The organism is Hellea balneolensis DSM 19091 (assembly GCF_000428525.1).
Lineage (GTDB): Bacteria > Pseudomonadota > Alphaproteobacteria > Caulobacterales > Maricaulaceae > Hellea > Hellea balneolensis.
On record NZ_AUAC01000003.1, the window covers coordinates 62,093 to 86,919 of the forward strand.

Here is a 24,827-nt window from a genome sequence, read left to right on the forward strand (position 1 = left end):
ATGAGCAATGACCTCACAGCCCGCGTTCGCGCGCGTATTACACCGGAGAACGCTGCCCTTTTAGATGTGCGGGCACGCGCCTTGGGTAAGACAAAATCCCGCGTCATCAATGATGCTTTGTCGTCTTGCTTCACTTTCGAGCATGACGACGCGAGAGACGCCCGTATCCTTGAAAAGCTGGATATGATGATCCGTCATAATCATCGGCATTCGCGCGACCTCAATCTGCACTCCGAGACGTTCGCTTTATTTCTGCACTTCTACTTCACAATGGCGCCCCAAATTTCAAAGGCCGATACGGACGTGCGCGCGGCGCGCGGCGTTGGGTTGATGAACCAATTTGTCGATCAGCTCGGCGCTAAAATGCGCATGGGCGGTAAGACGTTTAAACAAGCCCTGTCCGACGTGCTGGTGTCCGACCAAGACTTCTTTCGGCTTGATGAAATTCAGCTTCTCGAAAAATTACAAAAGAAGAAAGCGGCCACACCAAAAAAGAAGATGGAGACAGCTGATGTCTAGCCTTCAGTCAGCCGCCACATCAGACCGCACACTTGCTATGCTGCGCACAGCGCTTGGGCCTGTCATCACTCAGGCCTTAGATGATCCCAAGGTCATTGAGATTATGCTCAATCCCGATGGGCGTTTATGGCTCGATAAATTAGGCGTTGGCCGCTTTGATACTGATAGTGTTCTGACCCCTGATGAGGGCGAGCGCGTGGTTCGCCTTGTCGCCAATCACATTAATCAGGACGTGACAGCAAAAGCGCCAATTATCAGCGCAGAGCTTCCGGGGAATGGTGAGCGCTTTGAAGGCGTGCTGCCACCTGTTGTGTCAGCACCGTGTTTTTCCATTCGCAAAGGGGCCGTGGCAGTCTTCACATTAGACGATTACGTTAATGCGGGCAGCTTAACTTACGCGCAGTCGGAAGCCTTAAAATACGCTGTCACGTCTCGTCAAAACATCCTCATTGTTGGCGGCACATCTAGCGGTAAAACGACTCTGGCCAATGCCTTATTGTCGGAAATATCGGACACAGGTGACCGCGTTCTTATTTTGGAAGATACGCGCGAGCTTCAATGCGCGGCCAAGGACACGGTGGCGCTTCGCACACACGGCTTGAATGTCACGCTGGCGGATTTGGTGCGCTCGACACTGCGCCTTCGCCCTGACCGCATCATTGTCGGCGAAGTGCGCGGGCCTGAAGCCCTCGACATGCTCAAGGCTTGGACGACGGGTCATCCCGGCGGCATCGCGACCGTCCATGCAAATTCAGCAAAAGCGGCCTTGGGCCGGATTGAACAACTGATTTTAGAGGGTGTGGCCATTGTTCCGCGGACTCTGATTGCGGAGGCCATCGACGTGGTTGTCTTCATTTCCGGGCGAGGTTCGAAACGCCGCGTGCAGACAATCGCGCGCCTCATTGATGTGACCGACAAGGGCTATCAGCTCGAACCGCTCACAGCGTCGTCTTCCATTCCTAAACTCACATTTGACGGAGGTAACTCATGTACGGACCACTAACACACGGGACGATCAATCAACGGCTATTTTACGGGGCAGCAATCATTGTTCTGATTATGATGTTCATGCCACAGACGGCTCACGCAGCAGGTTCAGCGATGCCGTGGGAGGGGCCGCTGACAAGTATTCTGCAATCTATTGAAGGCCCGGTTGCCAAGATTTTTGGCACAATTGCGATCATCATGACCGGCATTGGCCTCGCCTTTGGTGATGCGGGCGGCGGTATGCGCAATCTCATCAAGATTGTCTTTGGCCTGTCCATTGCCTTCACGGCGACAAGCTTCTTCCTGTCATTCTTCAGCTTTACAGGCGGCGCGGTCATCTAATGGCAGACGCGTCCGCATATCAGCTTCCTGAGGGTTTCACCATTCCGGTGCGCCGTTCATTGACCGAGCCCATCCTTTTAGGCGGGGTTCCGAGAACGGCGGCCATACTCAACGGTACGCTTGCGGCGGCTTTGGGCCTTGGCCTCCAGCTCTGGCTACTGGGCATCATCTATTATGTCTGCGCCCATACGCTTTGCGTCTTCTTCGCCTCGCGTGATCCGCAATTCATGGAAGTCCTGGTTCGCCACATCAAACACAAAGGGTATCTCGCATGATGAACCTAAGCGAATATCAAAAGCGGCCGGATTGCCTGTCTGATTACCTGCCTTGGACGGCTCTGATTGCGCCGGGCACGGTGCTCAATAAGGACGGCAGTTTTCAGCGCACAGCGGAGTTTCGCGGGCCTGACCTTGAAAGCTCGACTGAAGAAGAATTAGTGGCGACCTGCGCGCGCCTTAATAATGCCCTCCGCCGTTTTGGCTCAGGTTGGGCACTCTACTTTGAAGCCGCCCGTATTCCGGCACGTCAATATCCTGTGTCTGAATATACCGACCCTGCTGCCTGGATTGTTGAGCAGGAACGTCGGGGCGAGTTTGAAGAAGAGTCCAGTCAGCGCGATTTGTATGAAAGCGTCTATTATCTGACCTTCCAATTTCTGCCGCCTGCGGACAGATCGAGTAAGGCAGAAAGCTGGATTATTGATACGCCAGCGGATGATAAAGGCGTCTCGGTTCAAGATCATCTGCAAAGCTTCATGTCGGAATGCGACAGATGCTTAGATCTTTTGCGAAGCCAATTTCCAATGGCAGAGTGGTTGGGTGATGACGAAACGCTGACATACCTGCATTCAACGGTTTCGCCAAAACGTCACCCAATCAAAACGCCTAAAACGCCTGCATATCTTGATAGTTTAATTGGCGGTTCAGATCTCGTCGGCGGACTTGTGCCGCGGCTTGGCGAGCACTCAATCCATACAGTGACAATCCTTGGATTTCCGAGCGAGACTACGCCGGGTATCTTGGATGAGCTGAACACATTGGGTTTCTCATACCGATGGATGACGCGCTTCTTGCCGCTCTCCAAAGCCGAAGCTTCAAAGGTCATTACAAAGACGCGGCGACAATGGTTCGCCAAGCGTAAGTCTGTTGTCGCGCTGCTCAAAGAAGCGCTCATGAATGAAACGACGCCGCTTGTTGATAGCGATGCTGACAATAAAGCCATCGATGCAGATGCCGCCTTGCAAGACCTCGGCGGTGATTACGTGTCCTACGGATATATGACGACGGCCATATGCGTGATGGATGAGGACGCTACGGTAGCTGAAGCGCGTATCAGAGCTGTTGAGCGCATTATAAACGGGCGCGGCTTTGTGACCATACATGAAAAGGTCAATGCCGTTGACGCTTGGCTTGGGACACACCCCGGTAATCCATATGCAAATGTGCGCGTCCCCTTAGTCTCGACACTAAATCTTGCGCATATGATGCCGCTCTCAGCCGTTTGGGCAGGGCCGGAAGGTAACGCGCATCTTGGCGGCGCGCCGCTCCTATATGCAACAACAGAAGATCATACGCCGTTTCGTCTGGTCACCCATCAAGGTGATGTCGGGCATACGCTTGTCGTGGGCCCCACGGGCGCGGGTAAATCAGTGCTGCTCAATCTGCTGTCCATGCAGTTCAAACGCTATCCAAACGCGCAGGTTTTCACCTTTGATAAAGGCGCGTCATCACGCGCCATGATTGAAGCGCTTGATGGTGATTTTTATGCTCTCGGCGAAACCAATTCAGGCTTAGTGTTTCAGCCCCTGCTAGGGATTGATGAGCCAAATGAGATGGCCTGGGCGTCAGAATGGATTGCGGGTCTGCTTACATCTAAAGGCGTCGATGTCACGGCGGAGATTGAAAATACAGTTTGGACCGCTCTGCAAAGCCTTGCCAGCGCGCCGGAAGAGCAGCGCACGCTCACAGGCCTTTCGGCTCTAATTCAAGATAGCGATTTACGTCTGGCGCTAAAGCCTTTCACGCTTGAGGGCGCTTACGGTCACATTCTCGATGGCAATAAAGACACATTGCGCGATAATGCTGTGCAGGCATTCGAGATGGAAGAGCTAATGCACTCAAAGGCGCTTGTTGCGCCCGTGCTAACCTATCTGTTTCACAAGCTCGAAGCGCGCTTTGATGGCAAGCCAACCTTCCTAATTTTGGACGAGGCCTGGGTCTTTCTCGATGATCCGATGTTTGCAGACCGCATTCGAGAATGGCTCAAAGTCCTGCGTAAGAAGAACGTCTCCGTTATCTTTGCGACCCAATCACTTGCGGATATTGCGAGCAGCCCGATTGCGCCTGCGATTATTGAAAGCTGCCTGTCAAGGATATTTCTTCCCAATAACCGCGCAATGGAGCCGCAGCAAAAAGAAGCCTATGACCGTTTTGGTCTCAATAAACGCCAAGTTCAAATCATAGCCTCGGCAACGCCTAAGCGGGATTATTATTTTCAAAGTCACGGCGGAAATCGCCTGTTTGATTTGCAGCTCGGCCCGGTTGCGCTCGCCTTTTGCGCAGTAGGTTCAGAGGAAGGCCAAACCCAGATTGACCGCGTCCTCGAACTTGGCGGGCCTGATAATTTTGCAGCCCATTGGCTGCGCATCAAAGGCTTGGAATGGGCCGCAGACCTTATGGCTGATCAATTTCATGAAGAGGAGTATGTCCCATGGCTCGACGCCGCGGAATAATCACAATTGCTATCATTGCGGCCATGGGGCTTTCCCATGCGCCCGCGAGCCATGCCCAATTTGGCGGGGTTGTTTATGACCCTGCCAATTATGTGCAAAATTTCTACACCGCTGTTCGCAGCTACACGCAGATTATTCGCCAAGCGCAACAACTTCGCAATGAAGCCAATATGCTGATCAATCAGGCCAAACACCTCTCCAGACTGGACGTGAACTCCGCCACTGATCTGAACCGCATCTTGAATGAGATAGCCTATTTGAACCGGCAGGCAGAAAATGTGGCTTACGATGTAAACCGCACACGCCAGCTTATCAGAGAGTATTTTCCTGAAAGCTATGACGGCATGTCGCAAGATGAACTTGTGGTGCAAGCTGAAGCGCAGTTTGAAATGTCAGAGCGCGCGCAAAATGACGCCATGCTGATGCAGTCAAAAATGGTTGAAAGCCTCCAAGAAGATAGCGTCCTGCTCAGTCAGCTTATGAATACAAGCCACAGCTCAGTCGGCGAGCTGCAAGCCACGCAATCGACAAATCAATTGATGGGATTACTCGTCAAACAGTCCATGCAAGCGCAGCAAATGCAAATCACCCAAGCGCGGGCAAACAGTCTAGAAACGTCGCGCCAACTCGCCCTCGAAAAAGAAGCCCGCGCACGCAGGAGGCTTTTTATGGGCCGCTCCGATGATGCCTACAGCGGAGGCACACCGTAATGGCTGATCCCACAAGTCTCGGCGTGATTGACGAATTTGTCGTCACCTTTACAAGCTATATCGATAGCGGTTTTGGTTTGCTTGGCGGCGAGGTCCAATATCTCACGGCTATCCTTATTGGTATCGATATTACTCTTGCAGGCCTTTATTGGGCCATGGGCTCTGATAATTCCGTCATCGGAAAATTCCTCAAAAAAGTTATGTATGTTGGCGTCTTCGCGCTGATCATCACCAATTTTTCTGGTCTCGCGAATATCGTCTTTAACAGTTTTGGCGGGCTTGGCTTAAAAGCGACGGCCACGACAATGACCGCCGACGACCTGCTGCGCCCTGGGTTCATTGCCAATACGGGTTTTCAGGCGGCACACCCGATTTTGACGCAAATAGGTGAGCTGACCGGGCCGGTGAAGTTCTTCCATAATATCGTTTTAATCGTCGCGCTGTTCTTGGCGTGGATAATAACAATGTTCGCCTTCTTCTTTATCGCGATACAGCTCTTTGTAACCATTCTTGAGTTCAAACTGACAACGCTTGCAGGGTTCATCCTCATACCCTTTGCTCTCTGGAATAAGACATCTTTCTTAGCGGAAAAGGTTCTCGGAAACGTCGTGGCGAGCGGCATCAAGCTCATGGTGCTGGCGATTATCATAGGCATTGGGTCGACAATCTTCGGTGACATCACATCAGCCTTTGCGCCGCCTGCCAGCGACCCGGATACGGTTGTGCCTATCACGCTGAAAGACGCGGCCTCCATCATGCTTGGCTCTATGGCTTTACTCGCTCTCGGTATTTTTGGCCCCGGCATCGCAACAGGCTTGGTTTCAGGCGCTCCCCAACTCGGGGCTGGAGCAGCCGTCGGCACAATGGCGGCAGTTGGCGCAGGCGCTTTGGCTGGAGGCGCCGTTGCAGGAGCCGGCATTAAAGGTATCGGAAAAGGCGCAGCGGCTTCTGTGAAAGCAGGCGCATCCATGGCGGGCGGTTCCAAAGTGGCCTTCACCCTTGGTAGCATGTCCCATGGCGGCGGCATTAAAGGTGCGGCTGCTGGCGTAGGTGCTGTTGCTCAAGCGGGCATTATGTCGGTCGCAAAAGCCGGAGGCAGCAAGGCGCTTGCAGCAGGCGGCGCAGTTTCAATAGCGCATGGCAATGGCATGCGCGGCGGCATGGCGGCTTTATCCAAAGGCATGAAAGCTCCTCGCAAAGATGGGGGCGGAGGTTCCGGCTCGGGTGAAACGGGCAAAGGGCCAAACTGGGCCAAGAAGGTTCATAGGCAACAGCAAACGCGTCACGCCACGCGCACAGCCACAAATGCGCTTCGCGGCGGTGATGGCGGCGGCAGTGGAAGCGGCCCATCCTTAAACCCGGACGCATAAATCTTAATAGGAGGACAAGACGATGAAATGGAAACGTAGCCAATCTAAATTTGGAAAAACACCTGTCCCTGAGACGCCGTATCAACGCGCAGGACAAAAAGAGGATCGGCGGTTAGGTCGAGCCAATGCGCGCGGTAACAGATGGTGCTTGGCCTTTTGCGGGGCCATGGGATTAGCCGCGCTCTCGACAAGCGGTCTGATATATCAAAGCGCCCAAGCGAGTATCGTGCCCTGGGTGGTTGAAGTTGACGAAAGCGGCGCAGTTAAAGCGTCAGGTCCGGCTCAAACCAATTTCAAACCTTCAGACGCGCAGATTGCGCATCAATTAGCGCGCTTCATAAGCAATGTCCGGTCAGTCTCAATCGACCCTGTTGTTCTGCGTGATAATTGGCTGAACGCTTATAATTACGCCACAGATCAAGCGGCGCTCACGCTCAATACCTACGCCAATGAGAATGACCCTTTTGCCGATATTGGGCAGCGCAGCGTGACCGTGGATGTCACGAGTATCGTGCGCTCATCCGAGGATAGCTTTGAAGTGCGTTGGCGCGAAAAATCTTTCCGTAATGGCGCGCAGCTGACCACGCAGACTTACACGGCGAGCCTTTCGATCATCACCAAGCCGCCGACGGATGCAGAGACTCTGCACCGCAATCCGCTTGGTCTCTATGTCCACGGACTTCACTGGTCAAAAGACCTCAATGCAGCGGGAGCCTCACAATGAAACAGACATCACACAAAGCACGCCTAATCCTAGGCACGTCAATTTTGGTTGCCGCTGTTAGTCTATCGGGTTGTGCTACTCTTGAAGGCGCATGGGGCAATCTTAAATCAGGAAACGTAACAAGGCCGGATGAAATGTCCAAAGCGCTCTATGTGCCTGAACCCGCACAAATGTATGACGTTTTAAGTGAAGCCGAAGATTACACGGCCCAGACGATGCCCAGCTTGATAATGGATGGGCAGATGAAGCCTATGCCGATCGATGTGGATTTATTTGATAGCGGGCCGTCTCTGTCCGGCTTTCAAGCTGTCAGCTACGCCAATGATGCTGCGATTGTGAAGCCGACGACAGATAATTATCTCAATGCGATTCAGCTCTACCCCTATACGCCTGGATCGCTTTATCAGGTCTACACCTCACCAACGCAGGTCACCGACATTGCATTGGAAAAGGGTGAAGGGCTTATCACGGTCTCCGCGGGAGATACCGAACGCTGGACAGTAGGCGATACGGTTTCAGGCAGCGGCGTAAATGAGCAGGTGCATATTTTGGTGAAGCCCATGGCGGCCAATCTATCGACCAATGCCATTATTACGTCTACACGGCGCACCTATTACCTTGATCTGAAGTCTTTTGCTGACACCTATATGGCGGCGGTGTCTTGGCGCTATCCGCACCAAGCCATCCGAAATATGCGAAAGACCGCTCCTGCAACAGACCTTGTCACCAAAGCAAGCTTTGAAAGGGTGGATGCAGGTCTGAACGCTGATGATCTGCGCTTTGATTACGTCATCAAAGGCGACACGCCGCATTGGCGGCCAACTCGGGTATTTGATGATGGATCGAAAGTATTCATTGAATTTCCGGAAGGTTTGGCCGTTTCTGAAGCACCACCCTTATTTGTCACGGACGGAACAGGAACCATCAGTAAACTTGTTAATTACCGCGTTCGCGACGGCTACTATGTTGTTGACCGTCTATTCGACGCCGCTGAATTGCGTCTGGGCGAGAAAGATCAAACCGTGGTTCGTATCGAGCGGCAATCATGAGTGTTTCCGGCATGAATGAAACGCCTCCCAATCTCACAATACGGGCACGGCCGCGTGCTGTTCGTCGGTTTAGCCGTAAAGCGCTCCTCGGCGGAAGTCTGGTATTAGGCGCTGTCATGTTTGGCGCATTGGCCATGGCGCTTCAATCACCCCAGCACGATGAAAAAGCAGAAGAGCTTTACAATGTCACCCACAAGCCGATGGCGGCAGGATTAGAGCTTTTGCCTAAGAGCTATGAAGAGATGAAGCCAAAGCTGGGACCACCTTTGCCAGGGGACTTAGGCGAAGCCTATCTGGCTAAAGATCAGGCATTGACGACACCTGCCCAAGTCGCCGTCGCTTTAGAGCCATCTCGACCGAAACGTAGAGCCTATAGCACGCCTGCGCAGACTTCATACCAACCCGCAGCTCCTGCTTATAATCCACCGGCTCCGGGACCATCTACTCAAAGTTTGTTCTTTGATGTGGGCCGTAAAGCCTCGGACGGTCAGGTTCAGCAATATGCGCGCGCCACATCAGTTGACCCATTGAGCCAAGGCCTCGGATTTCCGGTGCGGGGAATGCCCGGTTATCCCGCGCCGCCATCTGGGTTTGATTTAGGCGAAGCTGAGAATGATCCAAATGGGCAAGTGGATAAGCAGGCCTTTTTGGACCGCGAGGAAGATGATATTTACAACTCGCACGGTCTCGTGTCACCGCGCTCACCTTATCAGGTCATGGCGGGCAATATTATCCCAGCGTCACTGGTGACAGGACTAAACTCTGACCTGCCGGGCCAAGTCATCGGTCAAGTGACTGAAAACGTCTACGACACGGTGACGGGGCAGTATTTGCTTATCCCGCAAGGATCTCGTCTCATGGGACGCTATGACAGCGTCATCGCTTTCGGTCAAAGCCGTGCGCTAGTGGTTTGGACGCGGCTTATCTTACCGAACGGCGACAGCATTCAGCTTGATAATCTGCCGGGGTCCGACAGCCAAGGATTTGCAGGTCTTAAAGACAAAGTTGATCGCCACACTTGGCAGTTTATCAAAGGCGCTGCTCTGTCATCGCTTCTCTCAATCGGCTCCGAGCTGGCGAGCGATGATACTGACCGCCTGACGCGAGCCTTACAGAATGCGGGCCAAGACACAGCCAATATAGCCGGGCAGCGGATCATTGACCGCAATCTGAATGTTCAACCCACCATCACGGTGCGCCAAGGCTGGCGGTTTAATGTCATTGTCTCGCGCGACCTCATCCTCAAACCCTACGGAGCCAGACCATGAGTCAGCCTCAGATCAAATTAAACAAACTTCCCGATACCAAGCCAACCAAGCACACAATCTCTGTGATGCCGGACTTGGAAGCTGAATTGGAGGCCTACGCCAAAGTCTATGAAAAGGCTTACGGCGAAAAGGCCGATGTCTCAGCGCTCATCCCGTCAATGCTGGCAAGTTTTCTTGCCGGTGATGCGGGGTTCAAAAAGGCTAAGCGCGAGCTGGCCTAATTTCCACCACGTCAAGCACAGGAGAAAAACGCTATGGCTACTATTGGAACATTCAAACCGACTGCGACGGGCTTTGAGGGCACGATCGCAACACTGATGACAAATAAGAAGGTTCGCTTTGTGGCGAATGAAAAGAAAAAGACTGAGAACAGCCCGGATTACTTTGTGAAATCCGGCCGCTGTGATCTCGGCGTGGCTTGGAATGATGTCACAGAACCGGAAGATGATACCGCACCTTTGGAATATATCAGCGTGAAACTCGACGGCCCTGAGATGACTAAGCCAATTAATGCAGCGCTATTTCACCGCGAAGACGGAGCAGACTTGGTTTGGTCGCGTCCCAAATCTCAATAGGAAACTTTAACCAGCGCCGCTTGGGCGGTGGTGGTTACCTATTCAAAGTTTCAGGCACAGGAGTTAGCAATGGAAACTATATCACGAAGCAAAGCACCAGTCGCACTACTGACCGTTGATCAGGCCGCAATCTACCTAGGTCTTGCCCGTTCGACTTTGAATAAGTGGCGCTGTCATGGTGGTGGTCCCACGTTTATAAAAATGGGTAGGGCGGTGAGATATAGGCAGAAAGATCTTGAAGGCTTTTTGAATGAAGGTGCAGCAACTTCGACTTCAAACTACTAGTCTATGCTGATCACCAAGTAGCCAAGCGTATCGAGCTAAAATCCTACGTGAATGCTGAGTTAAGCGCATTTCCTTGAGAACCAAGGGGATGCGTTTCCGATTCGACGCTCGCATCCCAGTTATCCACAGTAATAAATCCTCCCAGTAATCACGCAAAATCGACGCAAATTGGCAAATGAAGCGCGTGCTTACTATGTGCTTACTGGAGTAAAAATGAGGACAGGCGAATTTCTCTAGTGCAGTCTAAATCTTTGAATTTATTGAGAAAAATGGTGCCCCCACACGGACTCGAACCGCGGACCCCCTGATTACAAAGCGCTTTTGGGCCATTATCACCGTTTTCTCTGCTTTACGCTGAACGTTCATAAATCTCTGAAACTATTGACATTTTTTAAGTTTCACTACTCTCTATGACTCTGGAAGGGCAGTGGTTTTCGCTACGGTTTTGCTTCCAAATTGCTTCCAAATTTGGAGTTGGTTTTGAAACTGAATAAAACAAACATCGACAAAATAGCCGCGTCCGATAAAGATCAATTCCATTGGGATGATGATTTGAAAGGCTTCGGCCTAAGAGTATCCGCTAAAGGACGAAAGACCTTCATTGTGCAATATCGCCATGCAGGACGAACGCAACGCATAAGGATAGGTCAGCACGGAAGGATAACGGCTTTTGATGCAAGAAAAGATGCGCAGATATTATTGGGAGAGATTGCTCAAGGCCAAAGTCCAGCGAAAGCAGCAAAGGCATTTCGGGAATCTCCGACCTTAACATATGTAGCGGAGCGATTTATGCGAGAGCATGTTAACGTAAGGCTTAAACCATCTACGCAGTCAGATTATAAGCGTAACATTCGCGCCTATATATTGCCTGCACTTGGCTCTAGGCGCGTTGCTGATATTTCCCACAGGGACATTCATGAGCTGCATCATAAAATGCGAGCGACACCAATTCAGGCTAATCGAACTGTCAGCGCTCTATCCAAAATTTTTAACCTATGTGAGAAATGGGGCTACAGGGACGGAAGCGTTAACCCATGCACCCAAATTGAGCGGTATAAAGAAAAGGCGCGGAGTAGATTTTTAGATCGTACCGAGCTTGAACGCCTATGGAATGCTTTGGAGGCGGCGCGTGATAGCGGCGACATAAGCCCTTATGCCGTTTCAGCTTTTAAGCTTTTGATTTTGACAGGGTGCAGGCTTGGCGAAATCAGAACGATGAAATGGGAATATCTGAAAGGTAATAGAGTCGAGTTCCCAGATACAAAGACAGGGTATAAACGGGTTCCACTAAATAAAGATGCGATGGCCATCTTATCAAAAATATCTCGAAAGCCCGATAATGATTATGTGATTTGCGGAAATGTGGAAGGACAGCCCATTATCAACTTACAAAAATCTTGGCGGCATATTCGCAAAAGAGCAGGGCTTGAAGATGTGAGAATACATGACCTACGGCATACATTTGCCTCGCATGCGGTAATGGGCGGAACGCCACTTGCCATTGTAAGCAAACTTTTAGGTCATTCACAAATTACGACCACGATGCGATACGCGCATTTGGCTGATGCAGAGTTATTAGATGCAACAGAATTAATAGGGAACGTATTACGCGTCACAAAAAAGAATAACTTTGACAACAATAACATCCACTATTTGGAGGCCTCAAAGCCATGAATTTTAATGACGTGAATGTTAGCTGTCCAATTTTAAAAGGACATCTTGAACGCATAGAGCCTTTATTTCAGCGCATGCCAGAAGGCGTAGATATTACTACTGCATTGGAACAAGTAGTAGTCGATAGCGCAAATAATGAAGACTGGAGTATCTATAAGAAATATAAAGATGAGCTGGAAAGCGAGTATCAATTCTTAGAACTTGAGGTTTCAGAACTAATCCAAGGTTTGGACTTTATAGCCAAACAATATGCCATGAGTTATGTTTCCAAAGCTCACCCAGATATGTTTGATGATGAGTTGTCAGAATTAGCACTCCTCTCTAAAGAGGCTAATCGACTTTTATATTATGTAGATCGTATAGATCCATCGATAGTCGAATTATTGAAATTAGTACAAAACTCTGATCCAGAAATTGTTGGTCCTCGTTTTGTCGAAGGTTATTTTGATGAGCTACGCGAAAACTTAAATACTCTAGTATCACTTAGAGAAAGTCTAAAAAATACAGATTTCGCAAAATTTCACAAAATTGGAGTTAAGAGTCCAAAAGGAAACATGCCGCTTCATATGTGGTTATGGTATCTGAGAAAGTTTTGGATTGAAGGGGTAGGGCGTTCATTTAAGTTTGATGGGCATAGCGGCAAAAATGGGAGAACAAGATTCCTGAATTTCGCAATGTATTGCATGGACAAACTGCATTCTGAAATCGCCTATGTAACGATAGAGAATGCACTCATTAAGTATGAGAAGAATGAGAAATTTAGGGTACAACTAGATAAGAGTTTAGCGGGGTAGTTACCCCATGCTTTGCTAGAACCAGCAGAGTAATGGTGAGTCATAGAGTGTATTTTAAGGAGACCTCATGACATCTACAGAGCAAAATCCAAACCAACTCATGACCGAAAAAGAAGCGGCGAGCTTAATCTGTTACACGCCGCGAGCTTTGCAGAATTGGCGTTTACGCGGCGGCGGTCCAAAATATGTGAAAATTGGCCGCTCGGTACGGTATCAGCGCAGCGATGTTTTAGAGTTTATCGAAGAACGCAAGCGTCTCCACACCTCCCAAACATTCGGTTAATGACCACTTTTGCCTCATGGGGGTTAACCGCGCCCATGGGGACTTTGAGGGCACAAGTTTGCGCTTGTCCCTGATCCGGTTCGGAGCTTGCTCCGTGCCGGGTCTCTCTCAATAGAGCAGGGCACGTAGTGCCCTCAAATAAGAAGCGGTTCGGGTGCGTTAGCACCCGCATAATTTAACAAACAAACTAGCTGGATAAAGCAAAAAGGGGGGTCTTCGTAACACCCCCCTCTCGTATGACCCAGCGTAAGACGGAGTATATCTATGGAACTATTACATTCAGGCTTTGATACGATTGCTTTTGCTCTTCAAGGTGCTTTGGAACCTTGGGCTATTGAACAACTACGCATGGCCAAAGAACGGGCAAAGAAAGAAGATCAAGACATAACGATAACGCTTGGCAAAACGGGCCGAAAGGTACGGGTTAAGAAAAGCGGGCAACAGGGCGGTTATGCATTTGTTATCGATACAGGGACGTTAGGAGAGGTGATAAGTCTTAAAGATAATCTTATCCGTGATAACTGGAATGGCTTTGTAAAAATAAGTGCTGAGTCATTGGCGGTGCATAAACGACAAAAAGCGACAAATAATGCATTAAAAGCCGTTTCGGAAATCGGTTTCATTATCACGGACGTTTCATATAACCGTGTCGATTACTGTATCGATTTTTTAACCGATAATTTATCGATAAAAATCGATAACTTTGTCGCTCACTCTCGCGTCAAAAAATCGATTTATTATCGACAAAAACCGCCAAGTTGCCGCCAAGATAACGCCCATAAAATAGGGCATAGCGATGCCCTATCGGATACCCCTTTCTTGGCCCCAAATGGGGCCTATAACGGGCTAAATAGCCCTAATAAGGTCCAAACTGTTGACGGCAAGGAAGCGCCTAATAATGCAATCCGTAAGACGGCTGTTATGCGAGGACGGGATATTGAAAGCGTAACCCTGGGAACAATGCCGGGGCGGCAAGTCATCATCTACGATAAAAAGGCGCAAGTTATAGCCAAACGCAAAAAATGGTGGTTCGACGTTTGGGGTTATCCAGAGGGCTATTTTAGGGCTAATCCAACCATGACCGTTACCCGTGTTGAAATAAGAGCGGGTAAAACCGAATTGGGAAAATACGGGATTAAATCGCAAAAGGATTTGGAAAGCCGTATCGGGAATGTTTTGCAAAAAAGCACGGAACAAATCCGTTATGTGGCCCCTAATGATACTGACACCAACGTAAGCCGACAGCCACTGCATCCCCTTTGGGAATGGGTTCAAATGCATTTAAAATGCAAATTAGAGCCTATGACATCCCTTATCCAACCAGAAACGGTTTTAAATGCAATTCGTGCGCAAAAGAAACGGGAATATGAAAGCCAGATTATTGGCAACATGGCTGGTTATTCCATTTGCGATGATATACCCATTGATGATGTTATTGAAGAATTACCAAAACGGGTAGAGAAAGCCCTATTGGAACGCGCTACGGGCGATGACAGCCCTTTTTGGAAAGCCTATAGCAAGGCGAAAGATAGGCTAAACTATTAAAATCCCTCTTGTCAGAACCTCCAAATTACCGTCTTTTAGATATAGGAGACGTTTATGGACCATAGCCTGACATCAATTGAGCTTTTTGCAGGTGCTGCGGGGTTGGGGCTGGGCGCAAAGCAGTCAGGTATCGAACCTATTGCAGTGGTCGAATGGAATAGAGATTGTCGTAAAACTATATTGATAAACAGGGATCGCAAAAACGGAGCCTTGAGTACATGGCCAAAAAAGATTGGCAAAGACGTGCGTAATCAGGATTTTCGAGAGTATCAAAGCAAGATTGACCTTGTAATAGGCGGCCCGCCATGCCAGCCATTTTCGTTGGGCGGAAAGCACCAAGCTCAGACGGATAGTCGTGATATGTTTCCTGAAGCTGTACGAGCGGTGCGCGAAACAAGGCCAAAAGCTTTTATTTTTGAAAATGTTCGCGGGTTAACCCGCGAGTCTTTTCGGCCTTATTTTGAGTATATTACTTTGCAAATGCGTCATCCTCAGTTGGTTTCTAGACAAGGAGAGGATTGGGCTGACCACCTATCTCGATTACAAAGACACCACACAGGCCACTCTGACGATGCAAATGATTACCGAGTAGTTACGCAGGTGTTAAACGCCGCTGATTATGGTGTGCCGCAACAAAGACACCGAGTATTTTTCGTTGGCTTTCGTGCTGACTTAGGTCTCCAGTGGCACTTCCCGCAAGCTACACATTGTAAAGAGGCGTTATTACAAGAATTAGCTAGTGGAGTGTATGCTGAACGCCTTGGTATAACCGAAAAACAGCTTGCTATATCGCCACAAATACAAAAATCCGTGAAACGCATTCAATCTCGTGATAACGAAAAGCAAGCTTTGGCCAGTTGGAAAACCGTTAGGGAAGCATTAGATGATTTGCCAGCCCCAACGCCTAAAGCTCATTCGAAAATTCTTAATCATCGTCTCCAAAAAGGTGCTAGAAGCTACCCTGGCCATACTGGCTCCCCCTTGGACTTACCAGCGAAGACATTGAAAGCAGGCGTTCACGGTGTTCCTGGAGGAGAAAATATGCTACGTAACGCTAATGGCCAAGTGCGCTATTTTACTATAAGGGAAAGCGCTCGCCTTCAGACATTTCCTGATAATTTCGAAATCTCGGGTACGTGGTCTGAAGCTATGCGGCAACTTGGGAATGCAGTACCCGTAGCTCTCGGAGCCGCTGTGGCATCTAGTGTTAGCAACACATTGCTTAGTGTAAAGCCTTAGTTATGGAAGATAATACTAATCCGGTTGGCTTCCGACAGTTTGAGTTTGAGCTTACAAACGCACTTATCGCACAACTTGTGAGATGTTTGGATGATTTGGAGTCCGCGCCGCTAACATCAAAAAACGTAGGTTTGATACCTGATGGTCAGGGCGTTTACCAACTTTTCTTAGATGGAAAGCTTCAATATATTGGAAAAACCGATAGCGAAGCGGGGCTTTCAGTAAGGCTACTCAAACATTCTAGAAAAATCTCTGGTCGTCCTAACTTGAGAGGAAGGGTGACGTTTAAAGCGGTTCAAGTACTGGTTTTTTCGGCGATGGAATTGGAAACTATGTTGATTCAACATTACAAGAATGTTGAAGGGAAGGTAAAATGGCAACACAGTGGATTTGGTTCCAATGATCCGGGCCGTAGGCGAGATAGAACTGATTACAAAATTGATCACTTTGATGTACTTTACCCAATTGATATAGACGAGAAAGGGTCATTTGAATTCCAATCCGGTGCCTCCATCAAGGACTGTTTGGATCAAATCAAAGGTCAACTGCCATATATATTCAGATTTGGAAAATCTCACAAATTAGAAGTTATAAAACTAACGCAGCGGGTTACAGCATCTTCAGTTCGCGATGCAATTGAGCAAATAGTTAAATTACTTCCTCCAGGATGGCAGGCTACGAGACTACCAGGTTATCTAATTTTATATGAAGAGTTTACTGAATACGTCCATGGAGAAAAAATCGCTATTAGTTAAGTAACAACTTTGTTTCCAAATAAGTCGACCTCGGTTTGAAGCAAGCTACTTTCGTGATACAAGACTAGACGCTCTCTACTCCAATATAATTCAGGTTCCTTTGAGGGAAGACTTTGCCCAATAGCTGAGTTAACTGCTACTACAAAAGGACGAGGTTCGTATGAGATAAAGTCTGGTGCTTTTTCAGCAATACCTTCGCCAGGGTCATCGTCTTGTGTCTCAAACTTTCGCGACGGTGATATATTCACACTATAGTCCATTTTGTGCACGAGTGCATGCTTTAAAGCATCTGACTTTTCATCATCCAGTGCAACTCTTGCTGCTTCGTGTCCAGTACGAATAGAAAGAAGAGTGTGTGTGACAATGAGTGTAATATTTAGTGAGCGCAGAGCGTTGAAGAGTTGCGGGAAAAACAAACGCCGAGCTTCAATTTTAGGAAATTGTAGAAAAACATTGTGAATTCCATCTATTACCACACTTGAAAAACTATCGCCTTCAAGCCTAGCTTGCTCAATCTTCCACAAAATTCGATTGAATAAAACATCAGGCTCTAGGTGACCAGGGTACAAATGTATGGTTTCTATTTTCGTGGGGTTCATTGGTTTTTTAAATTCCGGATATTCGAATTGCCTAATCAGGTCTAATCTTTCCACGATGTTTTCGTAATAAGTACTCGGGTACAAAAACGAAATCACAAGAACTCGGTCTCGCGCTTTTGAGGATACAGGAATTTTGCCGTCTGAAATCCATGGGGACGCCGCGATTTTCAATGCAAAAGCGGCTTTGCCGGCGGAACCATCTCCATTAACAAAAATATGTGAACCCTGAAAAATATCTACACCTAATCTTGCCGGTACTGCTGATAAGTTGATATCTGATAGTTGTTTCACTTGTCTCGGATTTGGCGATTCATTTTGGGGAAAGTGCTTTAAATCCTCATCCGCAAAGGACCGGTTCAAAAACGATTTTGACAAACTGACATCTGGTAAGGACGGCTTCAAAGTTGCAAATTCTTCTAAGAGATAACTCGCTTGAGGGGTGAACCGGACTCCGTCGTCGCCAGACATGCTAAATCCATGACTGCCCGGTGCAAAAACTTGGTGCCGAGCTTTCTGAAGTAGAATTCTTCGATCAGGTTTTGAGTGACGATCGTTCACGTACGAATGCTCCAATTTAACCACTGTATCTACTAAGTAATCAATTGATGATCCAACTTCCTCGCCGACAGTCAAAATTACAAGCGCATTGAATTTCCGACACTGTTCGATAAACTTTATTAGCCCATTTCTCTCTCGAGGAGTGAGGTTTGATGCGATCGCGTGATGTAAACCATCTATTACAACCACGTTAGCACAAGGAAGTGGTACTTGTTTTTCACTTAGTGCATTATTGTAAGCGGCTTTTAAGGGGTCAATTAAAACTTCAATATCTTCAGTAATTATATCGATTGGCGAAAACTCACCTTCACGTGACTCGAAATCTGATTTGTCGAAATGTGTTACGCTAAGCCATTCTTGACTTGAGGTGTTATTAATTCCTAAATCACGAGGTAAAGTTCCAAGAATATTTTGTACTCTTGTTTTCAGGTCGTTTGCACCTTCCTCGGTCGTAATAAATTCCGTCTCAATTCCAAACAATGATAGTGCTGCGCAAATAGATAGAGATAACGAGGTTTTCCCCGATCCCGCTGACCCATGTATTGCCAACACCATTCCTCCACGTGAAGAAAATTTTAGCCCACCTTGAAAAAGTGTTTCGGCACCGCGTAGAGCAATTTGAACGCCCCAAATTAGGTTTATAATATCACTGGAATATGGAAGGTCCTGACGATCACTTGCTAAATCATATTCGAAAATTTTAGATGCTTCGTATTTTACGATCTTACTATCTTTGCGATCCGTAATAAGTTGTTCCATCATGTCGACAAAAGTCTTATATTCAATACTGGGTTTTATACGAATATCGAAATACCCTAGCATGGAAAGAATTGCTCTCACGAGGCCTGTCGAACGATGTGCCGCCAGACTAGAAAATAAATTTGGCGGTAATTTATCTTTACCTTTGGAACGATCCCTTGGTGACAAACTTGTGCGGTTAAATTCAAAAGCGTCAATGACGTTTTTAATGGTTATTTTACCTCTTTTGTCATGCGGACCGGCCTCTAGCTCTTCAGGAATGAGATCGAACGAATACAACAAAAGCGATTTTAATGCGAAAATTGCAATGGACCTACTGGCCGGATTGTTTGGCATTGTTAGGATATCTAGAGTGACTTCCAATGGAGAGGGAATAACAATCGCATCTTGCCGTTTTAGGGAGGTGTGAGAAACTTTTGTAGTTACAAATCTTTGTAAAGTTGCTTCTTTTATTATCCGACTTATTCTTGTTGGAAGTGACCTGACATGTTCGCTCTCGGCATGCAAACTTGAGCGTTTTAACAGACAGTTTTTGGTTTCCAAATCTTCTAAAAACTGATCAAAACTGTAATCTTTCAACGTCGAATTCGATGACTTTAAGAATGATTCATATGTTGATGAATGTACCTTTTTTAAAGCCATCCAAACCTTCAAATCTGGTTGCCAAGTGTTAAGGTTTATCCTCCAAGCGCGCTTTAAATCATTTTTTATCAACGACTTTATCTTTTCTGAGGGAGAGCCAGCAACTAAATGCTTGTACTTTTTTCGATAAGGGTACAGCCAACAAAAATGTCTGTTTATTCTTGCATCCAAGTTTGCTTCATCTTGGGGAGGTTTTAACACCTCCCCAATAGCATGGGTCACACTCAATAGTAGGTCGGAGCAGATATCCATGAATGGATACTGTCCGGCTTGTCGATATTCAATTTTCTCTGGCGACATAATTATGCATCTAGGCGACGAATTGCGGGCATTACCTCAACAGCTCGTGACGAGTTGGCTTGAATTCGACTTCCCCTCTTCATTAATTTGCTCCGGAGGCCAATAGGCGGCATGCCAATGACCTCTAAAGCTTCGTTAGCAGTCTCAATGTGTGGTGTAGGTAAAGCTTTGTTAGCTGGTTTAATCTGTGATGTGGGTACAGAGTGGTTAAACAGATAGTTAGCCAGTGATTCCCTTAGTTCAAATTTTCGATAAATTGGAGTCGAGAGTTCTTTAGTATCAAGATTCACGTACTGAAAATCCGATGGTCTAAATTCAAAAAATTCTGATACAATGTCTTCCCTTAACCTTCCAATATTAACAGAGAGAACATGGTGATATTTTTGCGCAAGAGTTGAGCGGTTTTCATTAAAAGCATCAGTCTCTGTTGTAGGATCAGTATCGACTAATTCTGGAGCTGCAGTATCAACTGAAGCAAATCCGCCTTTCTCAATTAAAGAGACTTGTTGTTCAGGAGTGAGTCCACGTAATTCTCGACCAAAGCGAAAAAAGGATCCATCTGCCAAATATTCGCTAAGTGTTTTTCCCATTCGTGACCCAAATGGAGAAATATCTTCACAAGGGAGACCGTAAAGACTTTCGAATTCTTCAATTACAGCAATAGTATTCTTATCTGGATTTTGTTTTAAAACATCAACAATCATCAATACAAGGTCAGCTCGCGGCAGCGTTTTGTCGTTTACCCATTGAGAAATGGCTGGGGTCGAAATAGTCAAAAAGTCTGCCCACTGATTCCTTGAGAAGTAATTCGTATCATCAAGTAATTTTTTCAAAGATCGTGCAAATATGCTAATCTGTTTCATATTATCCCTCCGCATCATTAAATGTATATATTTTTTGGAAATGCATTTTTATTGGTTCTGTCCAATTTCCTGGAATAGAATGTGGAATTGGAATTTTCTTGTTGCCATTTAACTTTGTCGTGAGTTTTCCCCATGTTTTAATAGCTGCATCTGTTGCGACCGTTGCGCGGCCTGGGCTTGCAAAAACGACATTTCCGAATTCTTGAATCCAAGGACCGAACTCAGAGACGCCATACTGGTCAGGAATAACTTCGTATCCCGCCGTATATCTCACGTCCGAAAGTCGGTCGGTGAGGGGGGCTGGTAAACAATTATGTAGTTCATGAAGGTGTTCTTCACGAAATTCCCGGTTTTCGTATAAACAGTGTTTCGCGTTTTTGAGTCTGGTCGCATCACCGCCACCTACTACGATTGGTCTCGCGGGGTTACGATCATCGGTATATCTGTGCTGAACTGCGCTGTAACCCATACCCCAATCAATAAATATAGATGCTGGAAGAACTGGGTCGGTTTGCCCGACAAGTAATGGGGTTAAGCGTAACTTTCCGTTGGCGGTTATCCCCAATTGCTTTAGTAAGTCAAATGAACCGCTTCCTGCCGCAATAAGCGTCACTGATGATTCAATAGTTTGGCCATCAAAGTTTATTCTTGTAACTGATCCATGCTTGGAAATAGTTACTGGCGCTTCGGTTTGGAAAAATTTTGCACCGTTCTCAATGGCTTTCGAACGTAGTCTCTCTAAAACCTTTGCTTCATCAAAGGGCAAATCAGGTATTCGAAAATAAAGCTGTTTTGGGTTGTAGAGTGCTTCCAATTGATTGCGGGCCTCATCGGGCTCCAATTGTCTGAATTGGTCTATTGAAAAACCGATAAGCTCTGCTCTTCTATTTAGTTTTCCTATTCTTCTGGAATCGTCTTTATTTATCCCAACGATCCCATTATCGTCTGGTATTGGTAGCCCGATACTTTTCAGCATTCCTCTACCAGACTGAAAGGTGCTTCTTGCAAAATTCTGAAAACGAACCTCGTCGCCTTGAAAAGCTGCGATAGGGTACATTATCCCAGATTGTAACCAACCTTGGTTCCTTAGGGTATCTGCTCTCGGAATTCCTGAATCCTTTAAGCGAAATACAATAGGACGTTTGCCTGCTTGAGTGGCGAGAGCTGCAACTGCAGTCCCCATGATGCCACCCCCTATTATGGCAAAGTCGTAGTTTTCATCAAAATTAAGCACGGTCTCACTATAAATTAAGTGACTTAATTAAGTGTAAAATTGGCGATAGTCAAGACGCGCCTTCAATTACTTACATATTCTAATCATATTCTAACCTGGGTTGTTATGAGTGGTGTTGAGGTGACGCTTGCCGTAGAGCTCTATTCACAGATGATGAGACAGAGGTCTTTCAGACTGGTATGGCTTAAAGTATCCACAATAAAAATTTAGCTAAAAATTCTGCTTCCAAATTGCTTCCAAATTTATTGGGTTACATGATTCATGAAATTAGAAGTCAGTTAAGGTATTGAAATATAAGTGAAAAATGGTGCCCCCACACGGACTTGAACCGCGGACCCCCTGATTACAAATCTCACTCTCCATTTCGGATTTAATGCACTCCAGTACTCTAGAGTGCACTAAACGACTGTATTCATTGAGATTTAAAAATGCTATGATCACCCCATAGCACAGGGCTACGCGCAATATCACCCGCAATTGGTCCCTGTGAGGACCCACACATTTTGGGAGGGCGATATGGCAACAGGAAAGATAACATCACGATCCGTGGCCCGTTTTAAAGGAGAGCCGGGTAAAGAGAGCTGTCTTTGGGATACAGAAGTTAAAGGGTTTGGACTGCGAGTCCAGCCATCCGGGCGGCGATCCTACATATATAAATTCAGAACGCCTGATGGCAGGCGGCGTAATAGAAAGCTTGGGGATGAAGCCGCTTTAACAGCTGAAGCGGCAAGGCGCGCGGTAAAGGTTTGGGTTGTCAATCGTGCCGAAGGTAAACCCATATTAAACGCCAAGCCTGTCGTACAGTCTATCACTCTAAGAACGCTATGTGATCTTTATATTGAGGATTATGCCAAGCTTCATAAGAAGCCTAAAAGCATTGAGGAAGATAGCCGTTATATTGAGCGAGATATTAAGCCAGCGCTGGGCCATAAAGCATTGAGCGAAATAGGGTCAAAAGACATCGTCAGGCTTAAGAGTGATTTTGCTGATACGCCTGTCAAAGCTAACCGCGTATTGGCGCTTTTATCCAAGATATTTAATTTGGCAGAAGAATGGGAGTATCGAGAGCCTAATACTAACCCAGTCCGGCACATTCGAAAGTTTAAGGAGACGTCGCGCAAACGCTATTTGAATCCCGAAGAACTGGAGCGTTTGGAAAACGCGATGGCAGATGCGGAAGTAAATGGTTGGACATCACAACCCGTCATTGATGCCATTAGAGTTTTGCAGATGACAGGAGCTCGTCTCAGAGAAGTTCTGAACATGGAATGGACATTTGTTGATTTGCCGAATGGGCAAGTTCATCTGCCGGATTCCAAGACGGGCGAGAAGACGATATTTCTTAGTAATAAAGCTCGGCGTTATCTTGGCGACATAGAGCGCAAATCTGACAATCCATACGTCTTCCCAGGCCAACGGCAAGGTGCGCAACTTATAAACATACAAAAGCCTTGGAGATTGATCAGAGAGCGAGCTCAACTCAATGATGTTCGCATTCATGACCTGAGACATACTTATGCTAGCCTTGCGGTAGCGCAGAACCTGTCCCTGCCAATTGTCGGGAAACTTCTCGGTCACAAGAGTTCCAAGTCGACAGAGCGCTATGCTCATCTTTATACTGACGTTATGATTGCTGCCGCCAAAAAAGTAGGAGGATGATCAGTTTTTCGTCGCGCTATTGGCGTTTTCGGTGAACTTCGATCCTTTAATAAAGCGTGACACTAATAAAGTTTAGTGTATTATTCTTTAATAGTAAGAATCGTAATTAAAGGATAAAGTGCTGTGTCAGAAATAGACTTAACGCCCCGTATAGGTGAATATATCACAACGACCATGGTTGGCGAGTCAGTTCGCGCTTATGTGCCGCGTGATTTACCGCCAGTGCCTTCAATTGATATGCAATCGCTGTCTAACCTCGTGAGTGATGCGATGCTGGCCTTAGGGCGCTTGGATGGCGTGAGGTCAGTTGCGCCGGACACATCATTATTCTTATACATGTATGTTCGAAAGGAAGCGCTTCTCTCTTCACAAATTGAAGGGACACAATCGACTCTATCCGATTTGTTACTTTATGAGAATGAGCAAACGCCCGGGGCACCCATTGATGATGTCGAAGAGGTGTCCACTTATGTTGCGGCCTTAGATCATGGCTTGAAGCGCATGGAAGATGGTTTTCCGCTTTCGATGCGTCTCATGCGGGAGATGCACGGTATCTTACTATCAACAGGCCGAGGCAGTACGAAATTACCAGGAGAGTTCAGACAATCGCAAAATTGGATTGGCGGTACGCGTCCGGGAAATGCGCTATTCGTTCCGCCGCCTCCGGGATCCGTGCTAGACCTTATGACTAATTTGGAAACCTTCCTTCATGCAGAGGATGAATTGCCGATAATTGTGAAGGCCGGCATTGCTCATTTACAATTTGAAACCATCCATCCATTCTTAGATGGCAATGGCCGTCTTGGCCGATTGCTCATCACGCTCTATCTATGCTCAGAAGGTATTCTGGAAGAGCCGCTTTTATATCTCAGCCTTTATCTGAAGACACATCGTAAGACCTATTACCAACTTCTCAACGAGGTTCGCGATCATGGCCGCTGGGAAGTATGGCTCGAGTTCTTCTTACTTGGCGTGAAAGAAGTGGCTGAGCAGGCAAATGCTGCTGCGAAACGGATATCTAGTATTTTTGAAGCTGACGCTCAGAAAATCTCCAACTTAAAGAGAGCGGCAATGATGGCACGTAAGGTTCATGAAGTTATGCGTCAGAGGCCTATTGTTACGATAGCGCTTATTACCGAGCTCTGTGACACTACCGTGCCGACGGCTACCAATGCTCTTAGAAATTTAGAAAAGCTTGGAATTGTACTCGAAGTCACAGGGAAAGAAAGAGGGCGCATTTACGCTTACACAAAATATTTAGAGGTTTTAGATGAAGGTACGGACCCAATTAATTAGATGTTCTGCGGGGATATTATAGTTTTTCGCTGACTTCAGGTTGGGGGGCAAAGCGGACCTTAGCGTT

24 protein-coding genes are annotated in these 24,827 nt (G+C 47.3%); 21 read left to right on the forward strand and 3 right to left on the reverse strand.

All coding sequences use genetic code 11. The features are described from left to right. From F569_RS0106270 to F569_RS16865, 19 genes are all read left to right on the forward strand, one after another. Positions 1-519, forward strand: a complete 519-nt coding sequence (locus F569_RS0106270; protein WP_026941499.1) for a hypothetical protein — start codon at positions 1-3, stop codon at positions 517-519. Next, the gene (trbB, locus tag F569_RS16855) at positions 512-1,522 is read left to right on the forward strand and encodes a P-type conjugative transfer ATPase TrbB (RefSeq protein WP_034387939.1); all 1,011 of its coding nucleotides are present in this window, start codon (positions 512-514) and stop codon (positions 1,520-1,522) included. Before F569_RS0106270 ends, trbB begins: the two co-directional genes overlap by 8 nt. Continuing rightward, complete coding sequence (locus F569_RS0106280; protein ID WP_051279477.1) at positions 1,507-1,848, forward strand: TrbC/VirB2 family protein; 342 nt, start codon at positions 1,507-1,509, stop codon at positions 1,846-1,848. The genes trbB and F569_RS0106280 overlap by 16 nt, the downstream gene beginning before the upstream one ends. Further along, positions 1,848-2,123, forward strand: coding sequence for a VirB3 family type IV secretion system protein (locus F569_RS0106285; RefSeq protein WP_026941501.1), 276 nt, complete (start codon positions 1,848-1,850; stop codon positions 2,121-2,123). Before F569_RS0106280 ends, F569_RS0106285 begins: the two co-directional genes overlap by 1 nt. Next, positions 2,120-4,579 (forward strand): conjugal transfer protein TrbE, encoded by a 2,460-nt coding sequence (gene trbE, locus F569_RS0106290; protein WP_026941502.1) that lies wholly within the window; start codon positions 2,120-2,122, stop codon positions 4,577-4,579. The genes F569_RS0106285 and trbE overlap by 4 nt, the downstream gene beginning before the upstream one ends. Further along, positions 4,558-5,289 carry a P-type conjugative transfer protein TrbJ gene (trbJ, locus tag F569_RS0106295; protein ID WP_026941503.1) on the forward strand — a complete coding sequence of 244 codons (732 nt, stop codon included), beginning with the start codon at positions 4,558-4,560 and terminating at the stop codon, positions 5,287-5,289. Before trbE ends, trbJ begins: the two co-directional genes overlap by 22 nt. Beyond that, positions 5,289-6,659 (forward strand): P-type conjugative transfer protein TrbL, encoded by a 1,371-nt coding sequence (gene trbL, locus F569_RS0106300; RefSeq protein WP_026941504.1) that lies wholly within the window; start codon positions 5,289-5,291, stop codon positions 6,657-6,659. The genes trbJ and trbL overlap by 1 nt, the downstream gene beginning before the upstream one ends. A 22-nt stretch (positions 6,660-6,681) precedes the next feature. After that, the gene (trbF, locus tag F569_RS0106305) at positions 6,682-7,383 is read left to right on the forward strand and encodes a conjugal transfer protein TrbF (protein WP_026941505.1); all 702 of its coding nucleotides are present in this window, start codon (positions 6,682-6,684) and stop codon (positions 7,381-7,383) included. Further along, positions 7,380-8,432, forward strand: coding sequence for a P-type conjugative transfer protein TrbG (gene trbG / locus F569_RS0106310; RefSeq protein ID WP_051279479.1), 1,053 nt, complete (start codon positions 7,380-7,382; stop codon positions 8,430-8,432). Before trbF ends, trbG begins: the two co-directional genes overlap by 4 nt. Further along, entirely contained in the window at positions 8,429-9,700 is a 1,272-nt protein-coding gene (locus F569_RS0106315; protein ID WP_026941507.1) for a TrbI/VirB10 family protein, read from the forward strand. Before trbG ends, F569_RS0106315 begins: the two co-directional genes overlap by 4 nt. Continuing rightward, a complete protein-coding gene (locus tag F569_RS0106320; RefSeq protein ID WP_026941508.1) occupies positions 9,697-9,921 on the forward strand; it encodes a DUF2274 domain-containing protein in 225 nt (74 codons plus the stop codon). The genes F569_RS0106315 and F569_RS0106320 overlap by 4 nt, the downstream gene beginning before the upstream one ends. A gap of 33 nt (positions 9,922-9,954) precedes the next feature. Then, positions 9,955-10,275 carry a DUF736 domain-containing protein gene (locus F569_RS0106325; RefSeq protein WP_026941509.1) on the forward strand — a complete coding sequence of 107 codons (321 nt, stop codon included), beginning with the start codon at positions 9,955-9,957 and terminating at the stop codon, positions 10,273-10,275. Positions 10,276-10,344: 69 nt separating this feature from the next. Then, entirely contained in the window at positions 10,345-10,560 is a 216-nt protein-coding gene (locus F569_RS20060; RefSeq protein WP_034388240.1) for a helix-turn-helix transcriptional regulator, read from the forward strand. A 480-nt stretch (positions 10,561-11,040) separates the two neighbouring features. Further along, entirely contained in the window at positions 11,041-12,234 is a 1,194-nt protein-coding gene (locus F569_RS16860) for a tyrosine-type recombinase/integrase (protein WP_051279481.1), read from the forward strand. Continuing rightward, entirely contained in the window at positions 12,231-13,028 is a 798-nt protein-coding gene (locus tag F569_RS0106340) for a hypothetical protein (protein WP_026941511.1), read from the forward strand. The genes F569_RS16860 and F569_RS0106340 overlap by 4 nt, the downstream gene beginning before the upstream one ends. Positions 13,029-13,095: 67 nt before the next feature. Further along, entirely contained in the window at positions 13,096-13,311 is a 216-nt protein-coding gene (locus F569_RS0106345) for a helix-turn-helix transcriptional regulator (RefSeq protein ID WP_026941512.1), read from the forward strand. A 264-nt stretch (positions 13,312-13,575) separates the two neighbouring features. Beyond that, positions 13,576-14,856, forward strand: coding sequence for a hypothetical protein (locus F569_RS0106350; protein WP_026941513.1), 1,281 nt, complete (start codon positions 13,576-13,578; stop codon positions 14,854-14,856). 54 nt (positions 14,857-14,910) lie between these two features. Continuing rightward, positions 14,911-16,095, forward strand: a complete 1,185-nt coding sequence (locus F569_RS0106355; protein WP_233353615.1) for a DNA cytosine methyltransferase — start codon at positions 14,911-14,913, stop codon at positions 16,093-16,095. A gap of 2 nt (positions 16,096-16,097) precedes the next feature. Next, positions 16,098-16,850, forward strand: coding sequence for a GIY-YIG nuclease family protein (locus F569_RS16865; protein ID WP_034387943.1), 753 nt, complete (start codon positions 16,098-16,100; stop codon positions 16,848-16,850). Here F569_RS16865 and F569_RS0106365 read toward each other — a convergent pair. Genes F569_RS0106365 through F569_RS0106375 form a run of 3 tightly spaced genes read right to left on the reverse strand, consistent with a single transcriptional unit; the run spans position 16,847 to position 21,805 of the window. Next, positions 16,847-19,708, reverse strand: a complete 2,862-nt coding sequence (locus tag F569_RS0106365) for an ATPase domain-containing protein (protein ID WP_026941515.1) — start codon at positions 19,706-19,708, stop codon at positions 16,847-16,849. The genes F569_RS16865 and F569_RS0106365 overlap by 4 nt on opposite strands. Positions 19,709-19,710: 2 nt before the next feature. Beyond that, entirely contained in the window at positions 19,711-20,571 is an 861-nt protein-coding gene (locus F569_RS0106370) for a hypothetical protein (protein ID WP_034387946.1), read from the reverse strand. Position 20,572: 1 nt separating this feature from the next. Further along, entirely contained in the window at positions 20,573-21,805 is a 1,233-nt protein-coding gene (locus F569_RS0106375; RefSeq protein ID WP_154813664.1) for an NAD(P)/FAD-dependent oxidoreductase, read from the reverse strand. 516 nt (positions 21,806-22,321) lie between these two features. Here F569_RS0106375 and F569_RS16870 point away from each other — a divergent pair. Together F569_RS16870 and F569_RS0106385 are read left to right on the forward strand one after the other, a co-directional pair. Beyond that, positions 22,322-23,464 (forward strand): tyrosine-type recombinase/integrase, encoded by a 1,143-nt coding sequence (locus F569_RS16870; protein WP_051279483.1) that lies wholly within the window; start codon positions 22,322-22,324, stop codon positions 23,462-23,464. Positions 23,465-23,587: 123 nt separating this feature from the next. Continuing rightward, positions 23,588-24,760 (forward strand): Fic family protein, encoded by a 1,173-nt coding sequence (locus F569_RS0106385; protein ID WP_026941518.1) that lies wholly within the window; start codon positions 23,588-23,590, stop codon positions 24,758-24,760. Positions 24,761-24,827: the final 67 nt, after the last annotated feature.

Bases quoted from the DNA above. Each gene is read 5' to 3' on its own strand.
- F569_RS0106280 (WP_051279477.1), top strand. From the start codon at position 1,507: ATGTACGGACCACTAACACACGGGACGATCAATCAACGGCTATTTTAC.
- F569_RS20060 (WP_034388240.1), top strand. From the start codon at position 10,345: ATGGAAACTATATCACGAAGCAAAGCACCAGTCGCACTACTGACCGTT.
- F569_RS0106270 (WP_026941499.1), top strand. From the start codon at position 1: ATGAGCAATGACCTCACAGCCCGCGTTCGCGCGCGTATTACACCGGAG.
- F569_RS0106340 (WP_026941511.1), top strand. From the start codon at position 12,231: ATGAATTTTAATGACGTGAATGTTAGCTGTCCAATTTTAAAAGGACAT.
- trbL (WP_026941504.1), top strand. From the start codon at position 5,289: ATGGCTGATCCCACAAGTCTCGGCGTGATTGACGAATTTGTCGTCACC.
- F569_RS0106315 (WP_026941507.1), top strand. From the start codon at position 8,429: ATGAGTGTTTCCGGCATGAATGAAACGCCTCCCAATCTCACAATACGG.
- F569_RS16865 (WP_034387943.1), top strand. From the start codon at position 16,098: ATGGAAGATAATACTAATCCGGTTGGCTTCCGACAGTTTGAGTTTGAG.
- F569_RS0106285 (WP_026941501.1), top strand. From the start codon at position 1,848: ATGGCAGACGCGTCCGCATATCAGCTTCCTGAGGGTTTCACCATTCCG.
- F569_RS0106350 (WP_026941513.1), top strand. From the start codon at position 13,576: ATGGAACTATTACATTCAGGCTTTGATACGATTGCTTTTGCTCTTCAA.
- F569_RS0106325 (WP_026941509.1), top strand. From the start codon at position 9,955: ATGGCTACTATTGGAACATTCAAACCGACTGCGACGGGCTTTGAGGGC.
- trbE (WP_026941502.1), top strand. From the start codon at position 2,120: ATGATGAACCTAAGCGAATATCAAAAGCGGCCGGATTGCCTGTCTGAT.
- F569_RS0106370 (WP_034387946.1), bottom strand. From the start codon at position 20,571: ATGAAACAGATTAGCATATTTGCACGATCTTTGAAAAAATTACTTGAT.
- F569_RS0106320 (WP_026941508.1), top strand. From the start codon at position 9,697: ATGAGTCAGCCTCAGATCAAATTAAACAAACTTCCCGATACCAAGCCA.
- F569_RS0106345 (WP_026941512.1), top strand. From the start codon at position 13,096: ATGACATCTACAGAGCAAAATCCAAACCAACTCATGACCGAAAAAGAA.
- F569_RS0106355 (WP_233353615.1), top strand. From the start codon at position 14,911: ATGGACCATAGCCTGACATCAATTGAGCTTTTTGCAGGTGCTGCGGGG.
- trbG (WP_051279479.1), top strand. From the start codon at position 7,380: ATGAAACAGACATCACACAAAGCACGCCTAATCCTAGGCACGTCAATT.
- trbB (WP_034387939.1), top strand. From the start codon at position 512: ATGTCTAGCCTTCAGTCAGCCGCCACATCAGACCGCACACTTGCTATG.
- F569_RS0106365 (WP_026941515.1), bottom strand. From the start codon at position 19,708: ATGTCGCCAGAGAAAATTGAATATCGACAAGCCGGACAGTATCCATTC.
- trbF (WP_026941505.1), top strand. From the start codon at position 6,682: ATGAAATGGAAACGTAGCCAATCTAAATTTGGAAAAACACCTGTCCCT.
- trbJ (WP_026941503.1), top strand. From the start codon at position 4,558: ATGGCTCGACGCCGCGGAATAATCACAATTGCTATCATTGCGGCCATG.
- F569_RS16870 (WP_051279483.1), top strand. From the start codon at position 22,322: ATGGCAACAGGAAAGATAACATCACGATCCGTGGCCCGTTTTAAAGGA.